At 56.0% G+C, this 23,718-nt stretch carries 5 protein-coding genes and 14 pseudogenes; 11 read left to right on the top strand and 8 right to left on the bottom strand.

Annotated features, from left to right (window positions below; genetic code table 11):
• Nucleotides 1-74 precede the first annotated feature (74 nt).
• Nucleotides 75-983: a metal ABC transporter solute-binding protein gene (locus ML_RS01685; RefSeq protein WP_010907680.1), complete on the bottom strand. Its 909-nt coding sequence runs from the start codon at nucleotides 981-983 to the stop codon at nucleotides 75-77.
• Nucleotides 984-1,186: 203 nt separating this feature from the next.
• Between ML_RS01685 and ML_RS14800 the strand changes: the two are divergent.
• Nucleotides 1,187-2,223: pseudogene (locus tag ML_RS14800) on the top strand (type 1 periplasmic-binding domain-containing protein).
• A gap of 33 nt (nucleotides 2,224-2,256) precedes the next feature.
• Here ML_RS14800 and ML_RS01690 read toward each other — a convergent pair.
• Nucleotides 2,257-2,826, bottom strand: a pseudogene (locus ML_RS01690) (TetR family transcriptional regulator).
• A gap of 427 nt (nucleotides 2,827-3,253) precedes the next feature.
• Here ML_RS01690 and ML_RS17715 point away from each other — a divergent pair.
• A pseudogene (locus ML_RS17715) lies at nucleotides 3,254-5,010 on the top strand (acyl-CoA dehydrogenase); the annotation flags it as partial.
• Nucleotides 5,011-5,235: 225 nt separating this feature from the next.
• Here the strand turns inward: ML_RS17715 and ML_RS17720 are convergent.
• Both ML_RS17720 and ML_RS01700 read right to left on the bottom strand, forming a co-directional pair.
• A pseudogene (locus ML_RS17720) lies at nucleotides 5,236-5,718 on the bottom strand (hypothetical protein).
• 94 nt (nucleotides 5,719-5,812) lie between these two features.
• Nucleotides 5,813-6,799 (bottom strand): annotated as a pseudogene (locus tag ML_RS01700) (ferredoxin reductase domain-containing protein).
• Between the two features lie 272 nt (nucleotides 6,800-7,071).
• On the opposite strand from ML_RS01700, the pseudogene ML_RS14165 reads away from it, so the two are divergent.
• Together ML_RS14165 and ML_RS14820 are read left to right on the top strand one after the other, a co-directional pair.
• Nucleotides 7,072-8,216: pseudogene (locus tag ML_RS14165) on the top strand (acyl-CoA dehydrogenase family protein).
• A gap of 50 nt (nucleotides 8,217-8,266) precedes the next feature.
• Nucleotides 8,267-8,782 (top strand): annotated as a pseudogene (locus ML_RS14820) (alpha/beta fold hydrolase); the annotation flags it as partial.
• A 307-nt stretch (nucleotides 8,783-9,089) separates the two neighbouring features.
• Here ML_RS14820 and ML_RS01705 read toward each other — a convergent pair.
• Both ML_RS01705 and ML_RS14825 read right to left on the bottom strand, forming a co-directional pair.
• A pseudogene (locus tag ML_RS01705) lies at nucleotides 9,090-10,235 on the bottom strand (thiolase C-terminal domain-containing protein).
• Between the two features lie 59 nt (nucleotides 10,236-10,294).
• Nucleotides 10,295-10,706: pseudogene (locus ML_RS14825) on the bottom strand (lipid-transfer protein); the annotation flags it as partial.
• Between the two features lie 1,088 nt (nucleotides 10,707-11,794).
• Here ML_RS14825 and ML_RS01710 point away from each other — a divergent pair.
• From ML_RS01710 to ML_RS17190, 3 genes are all read left to right on the top strand, one after another.
• A complete protein-coding gene (locus ML_RS01710) occupies nucleotides 11,795-12,826 on the top strand; it encodes an LLM class F420-dependent oxidoreductase (RefSeq protein WP_041322380.1) in 1,032 nt (343 codons plus the stop codon).
• A gap of 238 nt (nucleotides 12,827-13,064) precedes the next feature.
• On the top strand, nucleotides 13,065-13,262 hold the full coding sequence (locus ML_RS14835) for a hypothetical protein (RefSeq protein WP_145985165.1): 198 nt from the start codon (nucleotides 13,065-13,067) through the stop codon (nucleotides 13,260-13,262).
• 2,972 nt (nucleotides 13,263-16,234) lie between these two features.
• Nucleotides 16,235-16,366 (top strand): hypothetical protein, encoded by a 132-nt coding sequence (locus ML_RS17190; RefSeq protein ID WP_269147054.1) that lies wholly within the window; start codon nucleotides 16,235-16,237, stop codon nucleotides 16,364-16,366.
• A 1,277-nt stretch (nucleotides 16,367-17,643) separates the two neighbouring features.
• On the opposite strand, the pseudogene ML_RS14840 reads toward ML_RS17190, so the two are convergent.
• A pseudogene (locus ML_RS14840) lies at nucleotides 17,644-18,274 on the bottom strand (enoyl-CoA hydratase-related protein).
• A gap of 133 nt (nucleotides 18,275-18,407) precedes the next feature.
• On the opposite strand from ML_RS14840, the pseudogene ML_RS01715 reads away from it, so the two are divergent.
• The 4 genes and pseudogenes from ML_RS01715 (at nucleotide 18,408) to ML_RS01730 (ending at nucleotide 22,473) form a co-directional block, all read left to right on the top strand.
• Nucleotides 18,408-19,253, top strand: a pseudogene (locus ML_RS01715) (AMP-binding protein).
• Between the two features lie 75 nt (nucleotides 19,254-19,328).
• A pseudogene (locus ML_RS01720) lies at nucleotides 19,329-20,098 on the top strand (fructosamine kinase family protein).
• A 22-nt stretch (nucleotides 20,099-20,120) separates the two neighbouring features.
• Nucleotides 20,121-20,929, top strand: a pseudogene (locus tag ML_RS01725) (amidohydrolase family protein).
• Nucleotides 20,926-22,473, top strand: coding sequence for an acetolactate synthase large subunit (locus ML_RS01730; protein WP_010907682.1), 1,548 nt, complete (start codon nucleotides 20,926-20,928; stop codon nucleotides 22,471-22,473). The pseudogene ML_RS01725 and the gene ML_RS01730 overlap by 4 nt, the downstream one beginning before the upstream one ends.
• Here ML_RS01730 and ML_RS01735 read toward each other — a convergent pair.
• A pseudogene (locus ML_RS01735) lies at nucleotides 22,418-23,677 on the bottom strand (AMP-binding protein). The gene ML_RS01730 and the pseudogene ML_RS01735 overlap by 56 nt on opposite strands.
• Nucleotides 23,678-23,718: the final 41 nt, after the last annotated feature.

A 23,718-nucleotide genomic window follows, 5' to 3' on the forward strand; every position in this document is an offset into this window, starting at 1 on the left:
CGTGCGGGCATCGTTGTCCGCGGACTGCGGTCGTCTCGAGACCGCGTCGAGATTTTCAACCGCCACGGCAAAGATTATCGGGGTGATCGGTTCGATTGCAGCGCAGTGAGCAGCTGATCGATCGTGTTACGTTGCCAGGTAAGGTAATCGGTGTCGTTCGGCAACATCTCGGTCACTTCGGTCACTGGCACACCTGACCGTCGGGCCGCAGCCTGCAGGCCGTTGGTAGCGGCGTTCGATTTCTGCGGGTTTACCAGCAACGCCGAGACTTGACGGTGGTTGATCAGATTGAGGGCGGCCGCCATGTCGGCTGCCGACGGATCGTTCTCGTTCTCATGGGTTGCGGTAAAGGCCGGCGGCGTGCGATTGACCAGGCCGGATGCCTGCAGCAGGTAGTGCACCACGGGCTCGGTTACGATTACCCCGGCGGCTGGGTAGTCGCTGGCAATGGCGTGTTCGGATATGGCGATAGCGTCGGCGCTGCGGCAGAATTCGGTGGCGTTGGCCTGGTAGTCCGCGGCATTGTCCGGATCGATGGTCACCAGCTGGTCGGCGATCAGGGAGGCCACCGACTTGGCGATGTTCAGGTCGTAGAAGACGTGTTCGTCGGCCGGTCCTTCGGTGGTGGCGCCCCTGCTAGCGAGAAGCGAGTAAGCATCCACCGATTTGATGTCCGGACGGCCGGCCAGCACCTTGTCGACCCATGGATCGTAACCGCCGCCGTTGTAGACCACTAGTGCGGCGTCGGTGATCGCGGCAGTTTCAGCGGGATTGACACGATACGTGTGCGGATCGGTGTGGGCACCGGTCACAATGGAGGTGACGGCGACGTGTCTGCCTGCAATAATGCGAGCCACACTGCCCCACACGTCAGTGGATGCCACCACGGCTGTCGGGCGCAGGTGCCCGGAACTAAGGCTGCCGCAGCCACCCGCAACGGTCGAACTGATCAAGCACAGAATGATAGTCGTCAACCAACGCATCGGATTAACGGATGCCATTGGGTGTCCCATCGGGGCTATATCGCACGCTCGACTTTCCTCTCGCTGGCCGGCCAACCGCTAAATAATACTTAACGAAAATTTTTTTCCAACAACTTTTAGTGGTTGATTGGACACGCATAGGCACTGATGTTAATCTGCGGTAGGTCTTACCGAAGGCTAGTCTCACACCACGTAGGTGTGCTATTTTGGTGTCATTAGCGGCGAAATTCAAGGTTTATTCACACCATGGTTTTGAGTGCGTTCAACCGTACCGATCGATTCACCTGTGCGAATGGGTGTTGGCCACGGCCAAGCGGCACGGTTATGCTAGAGCCCAATACCGGTCGCCCGACTGCTGCGGACTCCTAAGGACGGTCCGGCTGGCTTGGTCCATGGCCGAACCACAGACCTAATTTCTATTCAATGATCCGGCAGCACGAGATTTCGTTGCTTGCTGTGTTAACATAATCTTGTGATTAAAGTTGCTTGTGATTAAAGTTGGGGGGAGTGGGGATATTCCTGATGATGTCCGGAACCGGTCGCAGTTTGCAGGACGGAACAGTTGGTGTGCTTGTCTCTGGGGCGGATGGGTTCAGTGATATATTCAGTTTGCGACGGTGATCCCGGATTTCAGGTCTTTCTTCCGCACCGTTTGCTCGTTGTTGTAGTTGACGAGTCTAAGGGTTTGTCGGTTGTTGTCCGGCTGGCTATCTGATGATCGTGCCGCGATGCGCGAACTCGCTGATCATGAGGCTGGACCGGGACCGCCGCCAAGATCTAAGTGGACGCTGACCGGCTACAGTCACCGATCTTTGGTGTCCAACACGAGCGCATTATTTCGATGTCCGGAGAGCAATGGACGGCCGCCGATGTCGCGCCGGATTCACTGACTGTGATGGAGAGATCCCGAACATCTGCCGATGTCGGGTGGCGCCGCCGCCAGTGCTCCATATAGGCCAATCTGCCGATTACTGCGCTGATGTTGCACCGCGGACATGTTGCTCTTATCAACCGTGGATTACTTTCGGGTACAAGGTATTTACATGTCTTGTCGGGTGAGCCGTGACCGGTTTCGATAGTGTGCCCGAAGCGATCTAGTCACGGCTTGATCACGGTGGCGCAGCCGAGCTTGCAGCAGGGCCGCCGGGGAGGCGAATTTCTGCTGAAACCACAGCGGTCGGACCTGCTGGTCGTCGAGCTGATATCGGGGGCGCACCGCCGGTTCGCTTGTCTAGGCTGAGCTCACAGCGCGCTAGTTGCATTTTGGTGACTTTTAGTCGCCAATCAGCAGATGCATGGCCAGATTCAGCCGTTTGCTGATGGCGATTGCCGAGGCCCGCCGGTTCGACAGCCACACATCCGAGGTCACCCGAGCGACGTGGTAATGGTCCTCGGTCGGCTCGCCGTCGGCCATCGCGCGCGAACATGATGTCGATGAGCTTCTCAACGTGGTCTACCTCGCTGGCTGCGGAGGCGTCAGCGAAGACGTAGGCGCGTGTCATCGCTTCGGTTAGCAGCGGATTGTGCTGCATCGCGTGCTTAAGCTTGCTAAGCATGAAGTTTAGCCGCTGATAGGGGCTGTTGCCGGACACCAAGGATCGATCGTCTTGGCGTCGATGCAGCTAAATTCTCGGCCCAACGCCGACATCAACAGGTGCACTTTCGACGGGAAGTAGCGATCAGCGTCCCAACGGCCACGTCGGCCCGGTCTGCCACGACGCGCATTTGAGCATTTGAAACGCTTCGTAGCCGCCTTTCAACGCGATCATCATGGCGGCCCGTTCAAGATGCGTTTGTGTCGTTCCCGCTGCGCCTCTGAACCAAGTTCGGACTCCGCCAGCACCGGCCCCCACGTTCGTGACCACGCGCGGTTGTGAATCAGCAACGTGGGCCGGGGTCATGTTCGTTGGTGACATCTGATTGGCTGCTCCTCTTCCAGGTGGTTCGTGTGGAAACGATACGCATGCCGAGCAGGAAGTTCCTATCTCGGTACCGCGGGTACTGTGATCTTTTGGGGACGGTCCTGCTGTAATAGAAGTTGACCTGACGATCGATCACTAGCAGTGTTAGAACACATTCTAATCAACGAAAGCACTCCATTGTCACTTCGAAATCAAAGGACGTGGAAGATTCGCACGTGGTAGCGACCGTCATCCGACGATTGGTCCGCACCGCGTAAGTTTGGTGCGCTGCTGGACACGTAATGTGGCCTCTGGGCCGAACGGGACTGTGGTGATCCTCGGCATGGAGGTGAGCTTGACTCCCTGAATCAAAGTGGCGCCGACGCTTGGCCACAAGTGTTGGCGGGTTTGGCTGACCTCGGATTGTTCGCTGTCGCCGTGTTTGAAGACTGTGGTGGGGCCGGCGGCAACATCGAGGATCTGGGCACGATGGTTGAGGAGGCGGCCAAGGCGCTGGTATCTGGGCCAGTTACCACCACTCCGTTGGCCATGTTGGTGGTCCCTAATCCAGAATTGCTGTATACGCCTGCCTCGGGTGAGAGCTTCGCTGGTCTGGTTAACCCGCGGAGGCGGTGACGCGGTACCAAGTGGCGGAGCTGGCTGTGAAGGTGCTTGCGGCTGAGGCAGCCGGCATGACACGCTGGCTCTTGGATACCGCCGTTGGATACACCTAAGGTGCGTAAGCAATTCGGTAAGCCGAAGAGACCGCCGACGATGCTGTTCGGACCGCTGCGGATTCCATTCACTCCCAGTTGTCTGTTGCGGCGGCGTTGTCCGCCGGTGTCATCCTAGTCGCTGCAAGGGCCAATGTCAAGACTGCATCTAGGTATTCGGTGGGATAGACTGCACCTGTTGGGACGACGTGCATTTGTACCTGCTTAGAGGCCATGGCATTTGGTAGTGTCTGGGCGGAGCTGAGCGTTGATTGCGTAGCGTTTCTGCGTTGACCCGGTCGGTGTCCTTCGTCGCGTGGGCTTGGACGTGAAATGAGGTGTAGGCATGCGAACCGACATCGCCGTGGCCGTTGCTCAGGTCGCCACACTGCCTCACACTGCCTGAGCTGCTGCGCCAAGTGGTTTTTGTCGATGCCGGCTTGCTGGTGTGGCACTGGCCGGCACCCTATGGACGGGGTATCATCGGCCGAGCAGCTGCTGATCGATCAGGAGATGTTGGCGGCCGGCATCGTGCGGCCGGACTTGGTGATCGGTTGGTGGGTGGCTCCGACCATTACTATTCTTGCGCACGGCATACCCGAACAGGTGCAGCGGTTTGTTCCGGCCACTATGTTCTGTGAATTCCTTTATTGCCAGCTGTTTTCCGGTTCTGCGGCTGGCTCTGATTTGGTGTCGTTGCGCACCAAGGCGGTACGTACTGATGGCGGCTGTCTACTGACCGGCCATGAAGTCTCGGACGTCCAAGGTGTACCTGACGAGTGGGGTATGTGCCTAGCACGCACTGATCCAGATTCCCCGAAGCACAAAGGCATCATACTAACTTTCTTGTCGACATGACCGCCACCTGAATCGCGATCAGGGCGCTGCGCGATATCACCGGCGATGTGTTGTTAAACGGAATTTTATTGGACAACGTGTTTGTTCCCGACGATATGGTTGTTGGCGTAGTGAACGACAGCTGGAAGCTGGCCCGCACCACGTTGCCGAACGAACGTGTCGCGATGGTCACCGGTACCGCGCTGGGCAATCCAATGGATAGAGCTATTTGAGATGCTGTCGGAACCTATAGCGATGTGGCCCGGCAAGACCCGGTTGGGGCGATTTCATAGTCCCCGCTGCGAACCGGCACGTTGCTGGACCAGCGCATCGTCCAGCTCGCCGCAGGCGGGGTCAGGACCCGGGGCGCAATCTAGCCCGTACGCAAACCCATGGGGTCCGTTACCGGCAGGCGCTGGCTGAATACATATGATGGACATGTCCGAGGGTGGCGTCCTCATGTAAAATTGCTTTGTGCACTACTTCCTGAATACTCGGTGTCTGACTATTGCCGGAGGCACCGAAGAGATTTTGCTCACGGTGGCCGCTGAGCGACTGCTTGGCATGCCCCGCTAGCTCTTCTTTGGTGGTGAGATTCCGTTGTAGTTGTGGGTTTGCGAAGAGCACGATCGCGGGCACAATGTTTGGCGACGATACTAGGGGCGAGTTAGCGGTTCTCGCTGCAGGAGCAAATTTGCTTGCGAGCTACTAAGTCCTGAACTATTGGAACAATTGCCAGTTAGCATTCGCCCCCATTGCCGAAGGGATGTTGTAGCCGACAGCAGCGAGCCGAGAGCACTGCTAAGAAAAAGTCGTCTGACTGCAGGGCAGAGTGAGAGTGACGCCAGGGTGGACTGCCTGGATGTGGGTGTAGACGATGCTGTGCAAGTTCGCCTTCGGTTGGCCGGTCGATTAATAGATCGAATCGATGGTGATCTGGTACTTACCCGGCGAGCCTCCACCAAATAGTTATGGTGATAATCACGTCGAACCCACCTGGGTTCATGATTTTATCGAACGGTCTGGTCGCATGGGTGTCCAAGAAGCCAACCGGTTTCATGACCGGATCTCGGTGGTTTGGTGGGCCCACAGAACCGGAGGAAATCCGGTTACACCGTCGGATGTACGCATTTTCGCCTTGGTAGTGAAGTTGCAACTTCCGGTTACTTTATGGCAAGCGAGCACGGCGTGCATTTCCAGCTGAGTCATGTTGTTGTCTGGGAGCACCGTGGTAACGGTGTTGCTGGTCGCCGCGGAGACTGGTGTGGACGCCAACATCAGCATCAGTTCGACGACCACGCCGCTCCTGAACAGATGATGTATGCTGTTTTCTTTGGTTTTCGTCGCACTGGCTCTTCGGGAGAACTTGGCCCGGATGCTACTTGTCGTAGATAACTTCATACTGACCCGGATTTCGGATGGGACTGACAAGCCAGGGTGAGGCTGTCGTCGACGGTTCCTGCTGCTCAAGGACGTCGTTGACTTCGTCGTTGCGCAAGGCGCACGCACACTTACTCCGGTGACCGTACCGGTACGAGAGTGGTGCGTTGAGGTCTGCCGCTAGTAACACATCGAGCAGCTTGGTGTGGCGTGGCTACGACACGGTGTGGGTTTGATCGTCTAGCTGCACCACCGCGTTAGCGAATGGCTCGTCGGTAGTGTCCTTAATTTTAACCGCTGCGAACGGGTCTGAATCCAGAGACTTTGACTACTTTGATGTGCACTTGCTGGGAAGTTAGTTTTCAGCATTGCCAAGGCGTCTCGCACTGTCTGCATGTATGGTTCGGGCCCACAAATGAATGCCGGTCGGTGTAGGTAGCAGCTGGTTTCGCCAGCGCTCGGTAGTCCCTGCAGCGAATCCAGCCAGTGCATGACCGTCAGCCGATCGGGATATTTGTCGACTAACTCGCGCAACGGGTCGTCGAAGATCACCGCGCGCTCATAACGGTTGGCGTAAAGTACAGGCATTTGGCCGCTGTCCTCGGCAAGCGCTGACTTACAGTATTGACATGATCGGGATGATCTCACTGTCGGTGGCCATCAAGAGAAAGTCGTCATCCAGTGTTTTGGGCACGAAATTGCCCGAAAGAGCCAGCACATAAGTGCCCATACCCTGGTGGGTGTGGTTGCACAAACAGTTGGGCGTGTATCCGTTCGCGGTACGTTTCACCGTGACAGCGGGCGCGTCTTCGGTGACTGTGTTCAACGAGTAGCCAGCCGGTAAGGTCGTTGGAAATATGTAGCGTCAAAAGCTGGCCGGCGTGTAGCGTAGCCGGTCCGGTGCGATGACTTGGCCGTCTGGTTCCTTCGGCACCGTTAACATCAGCGACTGTACGTCGTCGGTGTCGGTAACGACCTCGGCGATCTGTAGTCCAAGTACATGGCTGCCGAGCGGTTCATCAGGATATAGTCTCGGTCAATACCCGCTCTCCTCCTTCCAACATAACTAAGAACATGTTAGAGAAAACAGGATTCGTGTCGCTATCAGTAGCAGGAAAACTCTGATCGATACGCACCGGAACGTGTCCTAGCCTTGCCTTTCTCTAGGTTTTCATCAGGTTTTATATTGTCCGGCCTTACCGGGCTCCGCCACGGGCCAGCAGGTTGTCCGGTATGCACTCCCAGAGGCAAGCGTAAGTGACGTCCGTTCAACAGTGTGATGCGCAGTCAACCTTGATCGCCATTTGATGGTTTGCTTACTCAGATTCGTCAGTGCGCCCAAGCGGCCAAGGATCTGCAGAGGCTGCTGAACGACACCGTCAAAGCCCGGCGCCTCTGTCGGCTTCTTCACCCGCTTGTAGCCCGAGCAGCAGGGAGGTCTGCAGTGCGATACGACACTGTTCTATCTAGACGACGCGCCGGTTTGTTAGCGCATGTTGGTTCTACCGGCTGGGTGAGTTCAATAGTCGGCTGTGCACAACCGGAATTTGGCACCGTTTGACCAGCTGGCTTAGAAGGAGGTCTGGTGCGAGAACCCGAAACGTGGATTTCGTCGTTATACGCACCAATGGGTTCCGGTGTCGTGGTCGAGGGCGGTTACCTGCATTAGCAGCTCGTGGAATTGGTCGTCGGGCTGTGATTATGCTAGCTGTATATTCGTGGGTCGCCCGGTCACTAAGGACGGCCGGTGGGTGGCCTTCGGCAGCTTTTTGATCCCGCACACCGAATACGAAATTGACGACACCTGGTATGGGGTCGGTTTTTCAGGATATCAAATACTAATACGTCGGTGATCAAAGATGTCTTCGTGCTTTGGCGCCGGTTCCTGTACTGCAAAGTGATGAACAACCACACCGCCGGAAGGTTGCAGACGAATATCGTTACTTTGTACTCAATTCCTTGAGCTATAATGTAGCCATGCTCCTATCGTGGGTATGCCTTATGCCGTGCATGTGGAGCATCAGAGCAAGCGGGTGTGTGCGGCGTTCGTGGGAGAGAAGTCCAAGGATGACTCGTTCGCCAGGGTTCGCATTGCCCTAGGCGGTTAGCGATATTAATGCCGCGTGGCGTCAGCTGATTGGCAATGTCTGCTACGAGTAAGTATTACTGGTCGTCGGCAAGGAGATTCCCTTTGAGTTACGTGCTTGCATACGCGCTACTAGGTATATGTTACTGGCCTGTCGATCGTCTCGATCGACAGGCTGTTCGCGGACTCTGGTGCTACCTGGTTGGCCAATGATCTTTAAAATCAACGGCTCTGATGCGATGCGTACACAAGCTAGGTTCATGATTCTAGCGATCCCGAACGTTCCTATGTGATTTTCTGGACAAGCGAGTTCTAGTGGCCACCCGGTGATACGGTGGTCATGCGCCATGGCCGCCCACCGAGGAATTGACCTTCGAATCCACCTCGCACTTCGTGTAGGTCCAAGTAGAAGATAGGACACTACGGGTACATTTCTACGAAGCCGACGTCGGCCCCGACCAGACAGTGGTGTTGCTGCATGGTGGTGGTCTCGGCGCATCGAGCTGGACGAACTTCTCATGCAACATTGCTGTGCTGGCTGTCAACCGGCTCGACTATGGCTACTTTGACAGGCGTGCCGGAGCATGAACAGTTCAATCGCTTTGCCGCGATCGCGCTCAACGAGCTTTTCGACCAGCTGAATCTGCGGTGTTTCGCTATTGGGCAACTCGCCGGGTAGGGGAGTGGTGCGGTTTGGGCTGGACTACCCCTACCTGGTTGGGCGGCTGGGTGCTACTGGGTCCCGGTGGGCTAAACATTAACTTGTTTCCGCCCGACTCGAATGAGGGCGTCAAACGGCTCGAAGTTCTCTGCTGAGCCTACCCGAGAGAGAGTCTCGAAGCGTTTATGCGTATCATAGTGCACGACAAGAACCTGATCACTGCTCTGACACCTGGCGCCGCGATTGCCGGGTGCACTATTACCGTTGGCCTGGCTAGACTCTCACGTGCTTGTGACGCGACTACTGCAGATTGTTTTATTTTTCGGGAAGTTTCAGCAATCCTCCAGAGCGCGCGGCAAAGATAGTGAAGTTACCCTGTTAGATCTTGGGTAGAGGGGACGATGGCTGGCGATGTTCGCCGACGACGACGTCGTCGGCGAACATCGCCAGCCAGGTTTCTTTATCTTTGGCTTGTAACGCTTTGCGGGATCGGCGGTTGGCGTCATGCGCGGGGTGTTTTATTTGCGTTTATGCGTTTGTTCTCTCGTGTATCTTTTCCTGCTTGTCGGCGTTGGCTATCCACATAGAGTAATACTGTGAGCAGTTGCCGTCATTATACGCTAAATCATTTCGTACTAAGGGAACTTGGTGATAACCGACCTTGCCCACCATTTGGGTAGCCGATTAGACGAAACGGATCAAGCCAGAGGCACCTATTGGGTTCGACGACAGCCCTACTGCTAAATGGGTGCACCGGAATCTATCTGCCTATCGTGATCTTCCCGGCTTTAGTGATTTTCCAGCCTTCGCTCTAGTTAGTAAAGCTGATGTTTGCCAAGCAAGTCGGTTCAAACCATGAGAAGGGTACGTAGATTCCAGCGACGTCGATCTAGTCGATGGGACTGGTAATGCCAGCGGAACTTACATAATGCGGCGGTAGCTTAAAGCCCAGCTTGCGGAATGACTTGGTTGCGCTCGGAGAATGCCAGCGGTTCAGTGCGCAACGTGGTGTCATGGATCCAGACAACCGTATGTCCTTGTGCCAATCTTGCATCAGCGACCTGTTCGTAGCCGGTAACCACAGCGTATGCGCTATCAGACGATGGGTAAGGTCTCGTTGTAGTTGATCTGATTCCAAAGTCTGGGAGAACTACATCACCTTCTTGATGGTTATGTCGGATTGCTGCAAAGTCGTCAGTGGGTGGTGGTTGCCGTTGAGTCGGTACCACCGCGCCGGTGTTTGTCGATGCACTCGAGTGTCGGATGTAGGCTCGCACGTGCGGCGCGAAATATTTTCCTGCGCTGGTGCCCACCCGGTTTGATGAATGGAATAGGAATCGATAACGTCTACACGGCATTTGATTCCGATTGCTTCTTTTAAGTAATCCCCAGCATCCGCAGAAATTTTCCGGACTGCACGATACTCATAGCCACCACCCCGGTTGAGCCGCCCATCGAACCCGCGTTATGCACCTTTTATCAATGGATTGTCGGTTGCCCCATGGTGTCGGCTATAAACAACTTCAGCATCATGACGCCCTCGAAGAACTCGGGGGTCTTGCCGCCAACTGACAATGAGAGCGTTGATGTCGTCGCGGGGTTGGCAAGTACTAGGCTGATGGCTTCGCAGACCAGGCTGTTCATTGGAATGTATTGGTGCTTCGCGACGTACATTGTCTGTCCGGTGCTAAGGTACCTCTTTCAGGTGTGCACCTGCTTCGGCCAGTGACACCTGAATATGGCAACAGCGGCGCAACGGTGTAGGGGTCGGTCTGCCGTGACAAGATGCTACGCAGTGTTTCAGACGAGGACTTCTCTAATCTGTACACTAGCGCGGTGTCGACCTCATCGCTTAGCAATTTGGTGTAGGCTCCGTGGGGCGTTTTATATCTGCAATAGACTCGATCGGCGTCACAGCGCCGATCGAGTCTATTGCAGATATAAATAAAATTTTTTAAATAAACAATTTTTTCGGCTAAGGTAATCCGACAAACCAGGGCACCCGGAAGCCAATACTGGTCTTGGTGATGACCAGCTCATCGTAAAGCTTGGGTCAAATACGACATCAACATTTCGACGCCGTTTAGTGCGGCGGACATGCGGCGCGTGGGTGAAGCCGACCATCGGAACGTTGCGAGCACTCATTATAAATTAAGCCCTTTACATTATATGATGATGCTTATAGCTGTCGTAGTCGGTGTCGGATTCCCTGGTAGACTGGAAGTACTTGATGTTATTGATGTTACACCCTGTGCAAGGTTTCCATACCGCCTTGACACGCATAACTATCCGCACCTTGTGTGCGTCGATTTCAGAGACCAGGTGTAAGGACGGGATGTAGGCCGTCAGCACATAGGCAGGCCATGTAAGGCGTTTTGATGCGCTGGGCTATTAACGGTATATTGATGATCGCAAACGTCGTCACTGTACTCTTATCCGGTAGTTCGACGAATTCAGTGGTGAGCAGACCAGTGTCCCGGTAGGCGTTATGCAGAGGTAAATACACTTTCCCGTTGAGGGGCCGGAACACTGGGTTCGAGCACTGAGCAATTTTCTCTTGGAGATGGCTTGTTAAGTATGCGCTTTCTTTGTGCTAGGAGGTGTGCTGAATTGTAAGCTCGATTGGTGTTATCGATAATGGTGACAGAATCCTGTTCACTGGTTGCTCGCTCTGTTAATCGGCTCGGGTTCTCCGCCCAGCGCGAAGTATGTGATGTAGGTTATGGCGCTCGCTGGTTGTTTGGACCAATACACATGTACCCGGGCTCTGGCGCGTATCGCTGAAGGGTAGGTAGTTCTCAACTTCTACGTATGACGTGTAACATCTTTGGCGTTGGCTCCGCCGAGCTTGATCAGCGCCCATGACGAACGGTCGGTCCGGCGACTCAGTCTGCCAAGTCCAGGATGTGACCGTGTCGCCAGCTGGCACTGGCTATTATCTCGCCCAGATGGCTCATAGGTAACTGGGTCGTATTCCGCGGAAGGCACATGCACTTGGCTATACAAATCCCCGCGCCTCAGGATGTCACACTCAACGCGTGGTGAAAAACCTGTTCAGCTTGGAGCCTACCGAACGGGTGTAGTCGAAAGGCAACGTCAGTGGCGCGGAGAGAATTGGTTCGGAGTGGTCGATCTAAGGATGTGCGGCTCGAACTGGTTGTCACGTCTTTGTTTAGAATCGGTTCTAAGAGCGGTTTCAATAAGGTTGGGTTTTGGTGGAAAGGGCGAACGCCATGAAGCTTGGGCTGCAGTTGGGATATTGGGCTGCTCAACCGCCAGGAAACGCTGCCGAACTCGTGGCCGCGGCGGAGGGCGCCGGATTCGACGCAGTATTCACCGGGGAAGCGTGGGGATCCGATGCTTACACGCCGCTGGCGTGGTGGGGCTCGTCCACGCAGCGGGTGCGGCTGGGCACGTCGGTGGTCCAACTGTCGGCGCGAACCCCGACGGCATGCGCGATGGCTGCGCTGACGCTGGACCATCTGTCCGGTGGACGCCATATTCTCGGGCTTGGTGTGTCCGGCCCACAGGTGGTCGAGGGTTGGTATGGCCAGCCGTTTCCAAAGCCATTGTCCCGCACCCGTGAATACATTGACATTGTCCGCCAAGTGTGGGCCAGGGAAGCGCCGGTGGTCAGCGACGGTCAGCACTACCCGTTGCCGCTGACCGGTGCTGGTGCGACGGGTTTAGGCAAAGCGTTGAAACCCATCACCCATCCGCTGCGCGCAGACATTCCGATTATGCTGGGTGCCGAGGGGCCGAAGAACGTGGCGCTGGCCGCCGAGATCTGCGACGGCTGGCTACCAATTTTCTTTTCTCCCCGGATGGCTGACATGTACAACGAATGGCTCGACGAGGGGTTCGCCCGGACGGGCGCGCGGCGCAGCCGTGAGGACTTCGAGATCTGTGCGTCCGCTCAGATCGTTGTTACCGAAGACCGCGCGGCTGCGTTTGCCGGAATTAAGCCGTTCCTGGCACTTTACATGGGCGGTATGGGTGCTGAGGGCACCAACTTTCACGCCGACGTCTATCGTCGGATGGGCTATGCTGAGGTGGTCGACGAGGTGACTGCGCTGTTCCGGTCCAACCAGAAGGACAAGGCGGCCGAGATCATCCCCAACGAGCTCGTCGACAGCACTATGATCGTCGGTGACGTGGACTATGTGTGTAAGCAGATCGCGGCCTGGTCAGCCGCAGGGGTTACCATGATGATGGTGTCTGCTTCTAGCGTAGAGCAGGTTCGAGACCTGGCTGGGCTGTTCTGACCGCATCCTTGCTAGGCGATTAGAACGCCTTCTAGATTGACCGGATGGCGTTTGCTTCAGAATCCGTGAGTGTCGCCGGAAGACCATATCCACGTTGGCCACCGACTACGACATCAGCGCGCTTGACCAGCCCCGGAGAGACAAGTTCCCTGGCATGCGGATGGTCGCTCAGCCGCACACTTGCCTCGCCAAATCGGTTTTGTAGACTCTATACTTCTTTTCCCAAGGGATTTCCCAGGTGACGTTGTCCAAGTGGGAGTACGTCTTTAACATCCGCGGCGCTCTTGTTTCCTGCCCAGTCGGCACGGGCAGACCGGGCCGGAATTCGATTCCGGCGATCAGCTGGCAGTCGGCGCGGACATTGAAGGCGAACGTTTTTCCCTTTCGGACAATCGAGACAATCGAAGAGCAAGGCTACGCTGTTGCCGACTGTTGAGAGTGACGGTGGCACTAATGGTAAGAAATGTTGACCAGGTGAAACGTGACACGCAACCCCGGGTTCACGAGTGCTTCTGGAGTTTGTCGGTGAGCTTGCAGGCACGTCAACCACCAGGGGGTGGTGAACCGTGTTCGTCACGGCGGCGCCAGTCTAGTCTCGTGGCCTGATGTCCGTTTCTTAATGCAGCCGCCCAGAGGGCACGGGTGGCGTTGAGCGAGGACATGAACACGCTGGTGATGCTAACAGTCTGGATGAGTAGGGGCCGGCGCCCATCGAGGAGAACTTGCCAGCCTAATAGAATGTTGGAGGTAGATGTGTACACTGGCGAGTTTGCTAATTGGCTGGGAACCAGCGCCATGGCGATACGGTACTGCGTGTCAATAGGACTCGTGGCGCACATCCTCTGGTTACCGCTACATATACAGTGCCACCGAAGTTGACCGGCTCACTTTCATCAAAACAACTCAGCGACTCGGGCTGATTCTAGGTGAGCTTCTCGCGTTACGCGATCGTAGCTAACTCTTCTTGCGGGTACGTGGTCCTCGATCACAAGTTCGCCGAGATCGACCAACGGTTGTCGAAATGAGCCGGCCGCGTGAACAACTGGTCACCGCGCAATCACTAACCCCGCAGCGGTCCACCGCTGAAACCAGTTGCTAACGCGGAATTATCGAGCACACTTCTTTTCCTATGCAACAAACTGGCTCACAGTGAGGTTGCGGTCTGTCTCAGTTGGGTAGGCCGCCCCGGGGTCCTTGCTAGAGTCGCTGTCCGATGCTGGGCTGCTAGTGTCTGCCGGTCCGGCGTACGGCCCTGGCAGCATGCGGTGAATGTGCTGCTCACGACTACCGTAGTCACTGATGCTGTCCCGGACCGGGTCGCCGCGTCGGTACCATTCTCTCACAGATTGTGTATGATTACTTCGCAGTCCGGGCGGGCTAGTTTTCCTGTTCCCGCACCAGGCTAGCGGTCGGTTCGCACACCGGGCATCCCGCCACGAACACTTCCACGTGGCGCTTCGCTACCATCATCACCTCCAACCCCCGACGCTACGGCTTCCATCCAACTGGAAAGTCCAGTCCGACCCAGGCCAAGCGCGACGTTTCACGTCACCGAATCCATCGTGCCTTAGATCTGGCATGCCAGTCGTGCCGCAGCGCTCGTTCGAAAATAGTCGAGGTGAGCAGATAAGCAACGGCTCTCCACCGCCGCTGGTATGTCGGTCTGCCATGTATCGGTTGACGCGGTTGGGCGTCCAGTATTACTCTACTGTTATTAGCATGTCGTAGGCCTAGCTTCTATATGGGTGACAATCAAAGGGCAGGTAACGATTCCGCTGTAGGTGCGGCACACGTTTGGGGTCGAGTTGGGTTCCGAAGTCGAATTTGAACTCGGCGATCGAGGGTTGTGGCCGGTGTGTGTGCGAAAACTGCACGAGGCAAGACTATATACACGCCGGATACGCGGCCGCGTACCAGGCACAAGGGGGTATTGACGAAATCATCATGACGCTTACTCACTACGATGAATAGCTTGACGGTGGCAGGTAGACTCGTCGATTCAGATTTGCTGCTGGACCTTTTCACCGACGACCCCTGGTGGTGCGACTGCTCTGAGACAGAGCTGGCCGATGACTTTGACTGTGGGGCAAAATTACCAATCCGATCATATGCTTGAGAGTATCAATGCGATTTTGAGCTGATTCAGAGCCCGGAGCATGCATTGCCGAGGAATTTGAGTGTGAAGCTTTGTAATGGGAAGCCTCCTTCCTTTTTGGCCGGAAAATGTTTCATCGATTACCAGTGACTCAGAGGCCAGAAGCGTTTGTTGCTGCCGGATTTGTACATTGGTGCCCGCATCGCAGTGACTAGCCTTACCGTGCGACATGCGATCCCCCGCGTTATCGCTCGTGTTTTCAGCGGCTTGAGCTGACCTTGCTATGAACGTCGCTCATCTGCAGTAGTTGGCTGAGCGTTGCATGCTGAATTATATATAATTCATTACAAGTCAAGGACTTTCGGAGTCATTACCACGATGATGGGTGGGGGAGTGCAACGCAAGAGCATTGAGCACTTCCGTACACGAAATTCGGGATGAGATTGCTGATCCAACCGACGAGGTTCCAAGCTAGCGGATCGGTCACCCCGGGCAAACTCATCGGCCCGATGGTACCGATTAGCGCGAAGAGTATGGTGGTCAATGTGGCGACGAGTAGCCCAGATCGCTAGACTAGACTGTATGCTAGCAAGATAATTTAGTCTTATACCGATGTTGACGATGTATCCGGTGAGCGTGATGCTATCGATAAACGGTGCTGGCGACGTCGCGAACTCTAGTTAGTGGGGAGCCCTAGCCCGGGACGGTTACTTGCGTAATCGGTTGTTGGCCAACAGTTTCCAGATAGGCGATAACATTGAGGGTACTGGTGTCCGCAGTATCGATTAGCAATCCCGGCCAGAATCCGGGCTATTTGTCTTGTTTCTTATCGAGAATGTGTCTTTGAGTGTTATGTTTCCTCCGCGATGATGAGGGTATGTCTAATGTGTCCGCCTTTGACCACTTCAGTCATTAGCTGCTGTATGTCGATACAGCTCCGCCGTGCCACGCTGTTGTCGGCAAGGATCTTTGGTGCTACGTCGCGCAACGATTATCCGTGTGATAGACACGGTAGATCATCTCTAGCAGGAACCCGTCCCGGGGATCTTTGTGCCGCAACTGAAGTCCTGCTTGGGTGAGAATGCTGGTGTAGTTGGTGACCGTTCCGGGCGTAAACCAATGCAAGCAACACAGTCGGTAAGTGAGGTCAGCTCGACCGGTAGGCTGTCCTCTGTTATGGTGATGCCTGCTGGGCCGTCAGGACGACGGATCCGGGCGAATTTCCGTGAGGTGACGTTCTTCGTTCGGGGAAGGTACACGGCGCGTATTCGCACACTAGTGCGTCGACTCTGTTGCCTGGCAATAGAAATTCTTTGGCAATCGCCGTGATTGAAGCACACTCGCACATCCTACCTGGCCGCCGCAGCGGCGGCTTGTGCGTTGTTGACGTTGACTTTGCCGAGATCGACGCCGTCGACAATGACATCGTATTCGCTTGTGAGTAGCCAGTTCGTTGCTCTAAGACCGGAGGAGATACAGGCTAACAGCTAGCCGGCTCGCAATCCAAGCTGATCGGCCAGCCTGCGCGTCAGCGTAGCACTGTCGGGGTGATAGGAGTTACTCAACAGCAAGGCGCTAATGTCGGGGGGGGGGTACGCTTCGATGCAACCGGTCTTGATCCAAAGTGACGGCATGATCATCGGCACATTGCAGGGCATCCGGTATAGGTAGTGTTCCGCAAAACGCATTGTCCCTCAATGCTGGCGTAGGTACAATTTCGTTGTCGCGGATGTTGACTTGTGTGTCTACCACCACCTTGCAGGCCGGGAAGACACTCTATGGTGTATTCAATGAATACCTTGTCACGATATCGTTTCGTCGCCGTTACTGATGCCACGCTTCCGTCGGCGCCGTGCCATTGGGCTAGCTCAGCACGGAGTATGCCGTGCTGACGTGGATGTTGCCACCGCTGCTCATCGCCGACACCGGGTTGGTCCGGAAGGCTTTCGGTTCACCCTAGAGTGGGTCAGCAACGACGTCGCGGCCAACCAACTTGTAATGCATCAGAGGAGCGTATGCGGAGCCGAATGAGATGTCTGTGTGCGGGCATAGGGGCTGTCATCATCGAGCATGCCTAATGATGCGCGCGATAGCGTGTTCGTTGAGTTCTCGAACAGTTAGGGTTGTTTGGGCGATCACTGTAAGCATTGGCCGGATCGGCAGGTTGTCGGTTTGTGTCACTCCTGTGACCTCGGTATCGACTTTATAGACGTAATCGTTGTTTAGCCGGGCATCAAGCAGTCGAAAGGGCTATGCCGGTTGGTGGCAATAGCGTCGAAGATAGCGTACGCAGGTGGATTTCGGGATCTTCGGTGATTCGGCCATCGTGGTTACAATGCACTCGTAGCCGCTCAATGGCAGAGAGCGAGTGCTTGACCAGAAGCGATGCTAGTGATAGGGGACCGGTCGTTGGTGTCTTAACGTCGACGTTCCATCGCGCTATCTTAGCTGCTGTGTCCGACTTAAACGTCGGCCTGTGCGTTTTGACCAGTAAAGAGATGAAGCCATAGCCTGGAACCAGTTATTATGCAATGATAGTGACGAATTGATCGAAGCTGAGTTGCTCAGATCGATGTCTCGTGAGCGCCTACTTCGGGGAAGCCCCGGACCCCGGGGTGAGATAGGCCTCTGCTGTGAGACCAGAGTAGAGTTCACGTTTGGTGAATAGGGTTTAGCAGTTTTGGAATGTGGCCTTGTGGTTCTCAGTGAACGCCTTCGCGTTTTACTTAGCGTTTTTGGACAGGAACACCTCGATATCGATTTGGGTGTCAATTTTGAATGCCTGGTTTCCGCTTGAGTTCCTGGCTTTCGGTCATTCCCTTTGGTCTTGCGGATCGACTATAGAATCGCCTGCACAGCCGCGACCCGTTATTCGAGATTATCTCCGCGATTTTGAGAGCCTTGGATAGTGCTTGCCCCTCGGGGAGGACATAGCGGATCAGCGCTATGTCCTTGGCCCTCGGTGGCGGCGATGCGCTGTCCAGTTAGCTGCAGGTAACAAGACACGGTGTAGGGGATCTGTCAGACCAAACGTACGGTCGGGCTGTCCATGAAATAGAGGCTCCATTTGGCTTCGGAGATGATGAACTTGGCGCTTTTTCCGGCGATCCGGATATTGGTTCCTTGCAGGATCTCGGTATCACCGGTGATGGCTGTATCTTCGACATCGGCAATCAGCGGTTTGGTTTAGTCAGACGCCGGCACCGGTCAGGATTTGGCACCGGACGTCGGGATAGTTGTCGACGCGGTCCCATAACTCGACCATAATTTTTATTATTTTGCTGTTCAGCACTTTGTGCGCGGCCGGTCTGTTCATTGTCACAATGAGGGGTGTATCTGTGCAGTTACACCAGCGCGTCCTGTACGAAATCGTTTGCTGGAGCCTCGGCCACGGCTACCGTCTCTCGCTTTCCAATAAATGTAATAAGTTCTAGTTCATGGATTCATGGCAGCCTGTCGATCCTCGACGCGCACGCCATCGACACTATGCCTTACTGTGCTGCCCTCATCTGTGGCGACGAGCAGCTGACCTATACCCAACTAGAAGAGAAGGCCAACCGCTTCGGACACTACCTTATAGGTCAGGGTGTGAATAAGGACGACAAAAAAGTAGTCCTCTACTGTCGCAGCAGCATCGAGATTGTCATAGCGATGTTCGGCATCGTGAAGGGGGAACATTCTAGTCAACGTTAAAGTCCGCTACGTCGAGGGTAAACTTCGATATCTCTTCAACAACTTTAGACATGGTTGCGCTGGTGCACGAGCGCTAGTACATACGGCCCGGCCACCAAAGTGCTGCCGGACACCCCAAACATCGAGACCGTGGTCCTCGACGAGGACGGTATCGAGGTCAAGCCTGGCTCGGGCGTGCGCGGACTTCATTGCCAAGAAGGGCAACATCCCTGTTGGCTATTGCAAAGACGAGTAGAAGACCGTCGAGATGTTTAAGACTATCAGTGGTGTTAAGCTAATTCATTATGGGCAACTGAGGCAGTGGTCGAGGCTGACGGGGTCGGTCACCATGCTGTGCCGTGGTTTGGTGTCGATCAATAGCAGTGGCGAGAAGATCTACCCCGAAGAGTTTTAAGCGGGGTTCAAGAGCCACCCCAACTTCTGCGACGCATTGGTGGTTGGTGTAATCGATCCTCGGTAAAGGCCAGCATGTGTCTACTGTCCGTGCAGGTCCGGACGGGGCCGTGGTTGGTGCTGGCCGAACTGGACAGTTTTCTACGCTCTGAGATAGAGGGACACAAAGCGCCTCAGAGTTTTTGGTTGGTAGGTGAGGTAAAATATTTACCGAACGGTAAACTCTATTACTGCTGGGCCATGTAACAGACTGAGTAGCACCCTGCCGATGATGTGCATTCAGGCCAGGTGACCACCGGAGCATGGTGTGCATGTAGCAGCGTGACTGTGTTCGTCAAGCACTAGTCGGGCTGCCCACCGGCTTCTTCGCCTGGGAATCTGGTTTGCTGTGTTGGCTTTCCAGTGTTGACGGCGGTATATTTTGTGTTTAGGTAGTATCTATCGACGCCGCCAGTCCGACCCGGCTGAGGCTTGATTCGGTGACTCCGAGCCCCGAAAGTGGCATACGCGTTCAGTAGCCGATTGGCTGTCACAACACGATGTGGGTGCCGCGGTGTGTTGGCACTGGATCCGACGTATGGAACGGGCCCGGTTTCTTAGGACCGCTGTTACAGCCATTGCCGATGTCGTTGCGGCAGTCACTCGCGGTGGGGCAATTTCTGTGCTTACGAACGGATGGCCCTGATGGCCCAGCTTGTTGCGCCATGCCTGGAGGTTACGATCCGTGCCATCATTGACTCCGTCGTAGTACGTTGCTGGGCAGGTGACTTCGACGACTATGGTTATCTGTTCTGGTTTTACACGGCGATTTGTGGAGCGGCAATGTGATGTGGGCACTGCACGAGTAGTGCTGATCTAGCCGGCTGTGCACGCTGGTCACCGTGAGATCGACTTAGTGATGCTCGCTTTGTTTGGTCTTGCATTACGATGCAGTCTTCGCCAGCTATTAGCTGGTTCAAGCGCTGAAAGCCTCCTAGCACAACCGTATCTGGTTGCATCGACTCTTTCCGCTGCTAGCGCATGTCGTGTTGTTCGGTGGCTGGTACGCAGGGCAGACACATGCCGCCGCTCGCGCCACGCTGGCCGGATAAACGTGTCTAGAGTTGAAGCTCTATGACGATCGACGTGTGTATGTGGCACCTACTGCGCGATTCCTGCGCAGCGACATGCTAGCCTCACTGCCGGTGCTGGCCTGGGAGAATTCCAGCCACCGACGTCGTGATCGAGGCGACCATCTTGTCCATGTACGTCACCGACGTCGACCTCGGTCTGCTGAGTGCGTGGCGCGGCCCGGGCGGCTAAGATCTGATCTGCAATGATTGATCGTTGCCGATTGTACTCGAACCGGTTTTTTGGCCTGGCCAAGGTTGGCCCGATGGAATTGGTCCGCGAGTTGCGGCGGCGAGTGCGTGGTGGCGGGCTTGTAGGACTGCGGGTGCTGCTTTGGTTGTGGAATGCGCCGCCCATCGACCTCCGCTACATATACTGATTTACCGAATGTCTCCAAGCCGCTGTGCCGATTTGTACCCTGGTTGGTTAAACTGGGCCGGTGGGGGCGTCGGAGACCGTGTTCCCGATTCTCTACATCGACCAGATGGCCCTAGACTTTCCGGAGTTGGTGATTGTGTGCGGCCACGTCGAGTATCCGTGGATTGAGGAGATGGTGGCTGTCGCCTGTAAGTACGAGAACGTCTACATCGACGCCTCGGCCTATGTAATCAAACGGCTTCCGCAAAAAACTCATCCGCTTTATGAAAACCATTACCGGACAAAGCAAAGTCTTGTGCGGTACCAATTACCCAATGATGACTCACATGCATGCTCTAGCGGGGTTGGACAAACTCGGGCGCAGTGATCAGGCTCGCCGAGACTTCCTGCACGGCAACGCGGGACATGTTTTTGGATTGGAGGAAAACAGGTGAACGGTGCTCAGGCCATGATCAGTACCCTGGTCGACGGTGGTGTCGATGTGTGCTTCGCCAATCCCGGCACCTCGGAGATGCACTTCGTGGCCGCACTGGACACCGTTGCCGGAATGCGTGGCGTGCTAACCCTTTTCGAAGGTGTGGCCACTGGTGCGGCCGACGGCTACGCTCGTATAGCTGGCCGGCCGGCAGTGGTGCTGCTGCACCTGGGTCCCGGATTAGGGAACGGCCTGGCTAACCTGCACAACGCGCGCCGCGCACGGGTGCCCATGGTGGTGGTCGTCGGCGACCATGCCACCTATCACAAGAAGTATGATGCCCCACTGGAATCCGACATCGACGCTCTGGCAGGAACCGTTTCAGGATGGCTGCACCGGACAATGGACACCGCCGACGTTGGGGTCGACGCAGCGGAGGCGATCTCTGCCAGCCTGGTGGGCTCGCAGATCTCGACGCTGATCCTGCCCGCGGACGTATCCTGGTCTGACGGCGCCATTCCCGCCGCGTCGGTGTCAGACCAGCCAGCCAGTGCCGGTGTCGACGTGGGGGCGGTTCGCACGGCCCTGGAATCGGGAGAACCCACGGTGATTTTGATCGGTGCAGACGCCACCGGCTGGTCGGGGTTGGCAGCGGTCGCGCGGATCGGTGCGGCGACCGGCGCCCGCTGGTTCTGCGAGACGTTCCCGGCCCGATTGGAGCGGGGCGCTGGTGTCCCTGCTGTCGAACGACTCGCCTACTTTGCCGAGGTCGCCGCGGCTCAGCTGGACGGTGCCAAGCATCTAGTGCTGGCCGGTGCCCAGTCGCCGGTGTCGTTCTTTGCCTACCCTGGCATGCCTAGTGACTTGGTACCAGCCGGCTGTGAGGTGCACGTGCTTGCCGAGCACGGCGGTGCCGCTTACGCGCTAAACGCATTGGCTGACGAGGTGGCATCCGGGACCGCTGCGCCGGTGGTGGCCGCATCGCGCCCGCAGCTGCCGTCAGGTCCGCTGACCTCTGGGGCGGCGGCTAACGTGATTGGCGCGCTGCTGCCCGAACGGGCGATTGTCGTCGACGAATCGAATACCTCAGGGGTGCTGCTAGCCGCGGCTACCGCTGGAGCACCGGCCCATGATTGGCTGACTCTGACCGGCGGGGCGATCGGTCACGGCATCCCGGCCTCGGTGGGTGCCGCGGTGGCCGCCCCCGACCGCCCTGTGCTGTGCCTGGAATCCGACGGGTCGGCGATGTACACGATTTCGGGGTTGTGGACTCAAGCACGGGAAAACCTCGACGTAACCACAATAATCTACAACAACGGTGCTTACAACATTCTGCGGATTGAGTTGCAACGGATGGGTGCCGGGTCGACGCCTGGCCCCAAAGCGCTGAGTCTGCTCGATTTATCTAGCCCTACAATGGATTTCGTTAAGATCGCGGAGGGTATGGGAGTTTCTGCTCGTCGTGTCAATACCACAGAGGGGTTGGCCGATGCCCTGCGCCTGGCCTTCACTGAACCCGGACCGCACCTGATCGACACGGTAGTGCCATCAATCGTGGGGTGACGCCCCCGACTCGGTTGACCGGTGAAATCGGCCACACCGAACCAGCACAGTCAAATGCCGTCGGCCGACAATTGCCGTTTAAGCACCTTGAAGGTAACGGTGGGTGGCGAGGCGTCGACTCGGACATACGCTGGTTACTTGCTTAGGTCCTAGGTCCGGCTGTTTGGCCAGGAAGGTGCGGAATTGCTCGGTATCGAACGTCGGGCCCGGTGCCATCACCAACATTTATTTTGCATCGGGGTATCGCAGCAATGTTCGCTAGATCGGTGCGGCGCCGGTTTTCATTGTCGAAACGCATCCAATCGCCAAATTTTCCAGCGAAGTACGCATAGCCAGCGTAATCGAGGCAAGCGAGGTAGCCACTCCAGCTTCGGTCGACCCGAACCTGCTCTGGACATTACAACCGAACTGGCGGAAGAAGCATTCGATATTGCTAATTATACTTTGCAGTGCAATACGCTGCCTGCAGCGGGTTGTCGGCATCATCGGGCTGTTCGAGTGTTGCAAGCACATACGCCAAGGCTTGCTCAAGGATATCCACCAAAAAGTTCGACGCAAAGAACTGGCTCCGCAACTCAATTGAGTACTAGCATGCTGCAGCTGCTGCTCAGCCAACCAGCACCGCGTTGGAGTTAAACAACGGCATAGATGCCTATTAGACGCTGTCACGGCACAGATTGCGGTGCTACATCATAGCCGCTCTGGCAACTGCGACCCTGCTGTGGCTGCATTTCACCGCCTTTGGCTTGCCACCGGTGTTCGAAGTGAAGATCAGCATCCACCGATCTGAAAGAGCCGTTGATCGGAAGCTCGGTGCGTCATTCTGATGTGCGGCCACTTCGTAGCCCATGCAGTGAAATCGATGTTCAGATGTTCGATATCATCCAACATCGCAGCTGGTTTCTATTCACTCAGCACGAGCTGGCAGGTCGGTCTGGCATATGTAGCTGGTCAGATCCGCGCCGCGGCGTACAGGGCTGAGGCCTACTGGAACAATCCCCTACACTTACGCCGCCGCCAGCACCGCAGAAAAGAACGGCGTATTTTTCAGCAACACGCCGACATGTGGCGGCTGCTGCGGATCGTAGGCGTTCACGCAGCGTCATCGCGATCGGCCGCACACTTGCCGGACGTGGTCACGCCAGCTAGTGAATGAATCCTCGAAGTAGAAACTCCGGTAATCGATCTTGGTCAGCGGCACCATCAGTTCTGTGACCGTGGGTACATGTAAAACATCGGGCCGAG

This window comes from Mycobacterium leprae TN (assembly GCF_000195855.1).
Taxonomy (GTDB): domain Bacteria; phylum Actinomycetota; class Actinomycetes; order Mycobacteriales; family Mycobacteriaceae; genus Mycobacterium; species Mycobacterium leprae.

Coding starts and splice junctions, on each gene's coding strand:
- ML_RS01710 (WP_041322380.1), top strand. CDS start 11,795: ATGAAGCTTGGGCTGCAGTTGGGATATTGGGCTGCTCAACCGCCAGGA.
- ML_RS01685 (WP_010907680.1), bottom strand. CDS start 983: ATGCGTTGGTTGACGACTATCATTCTGTGCTTGATCAGTTCGACCGTT.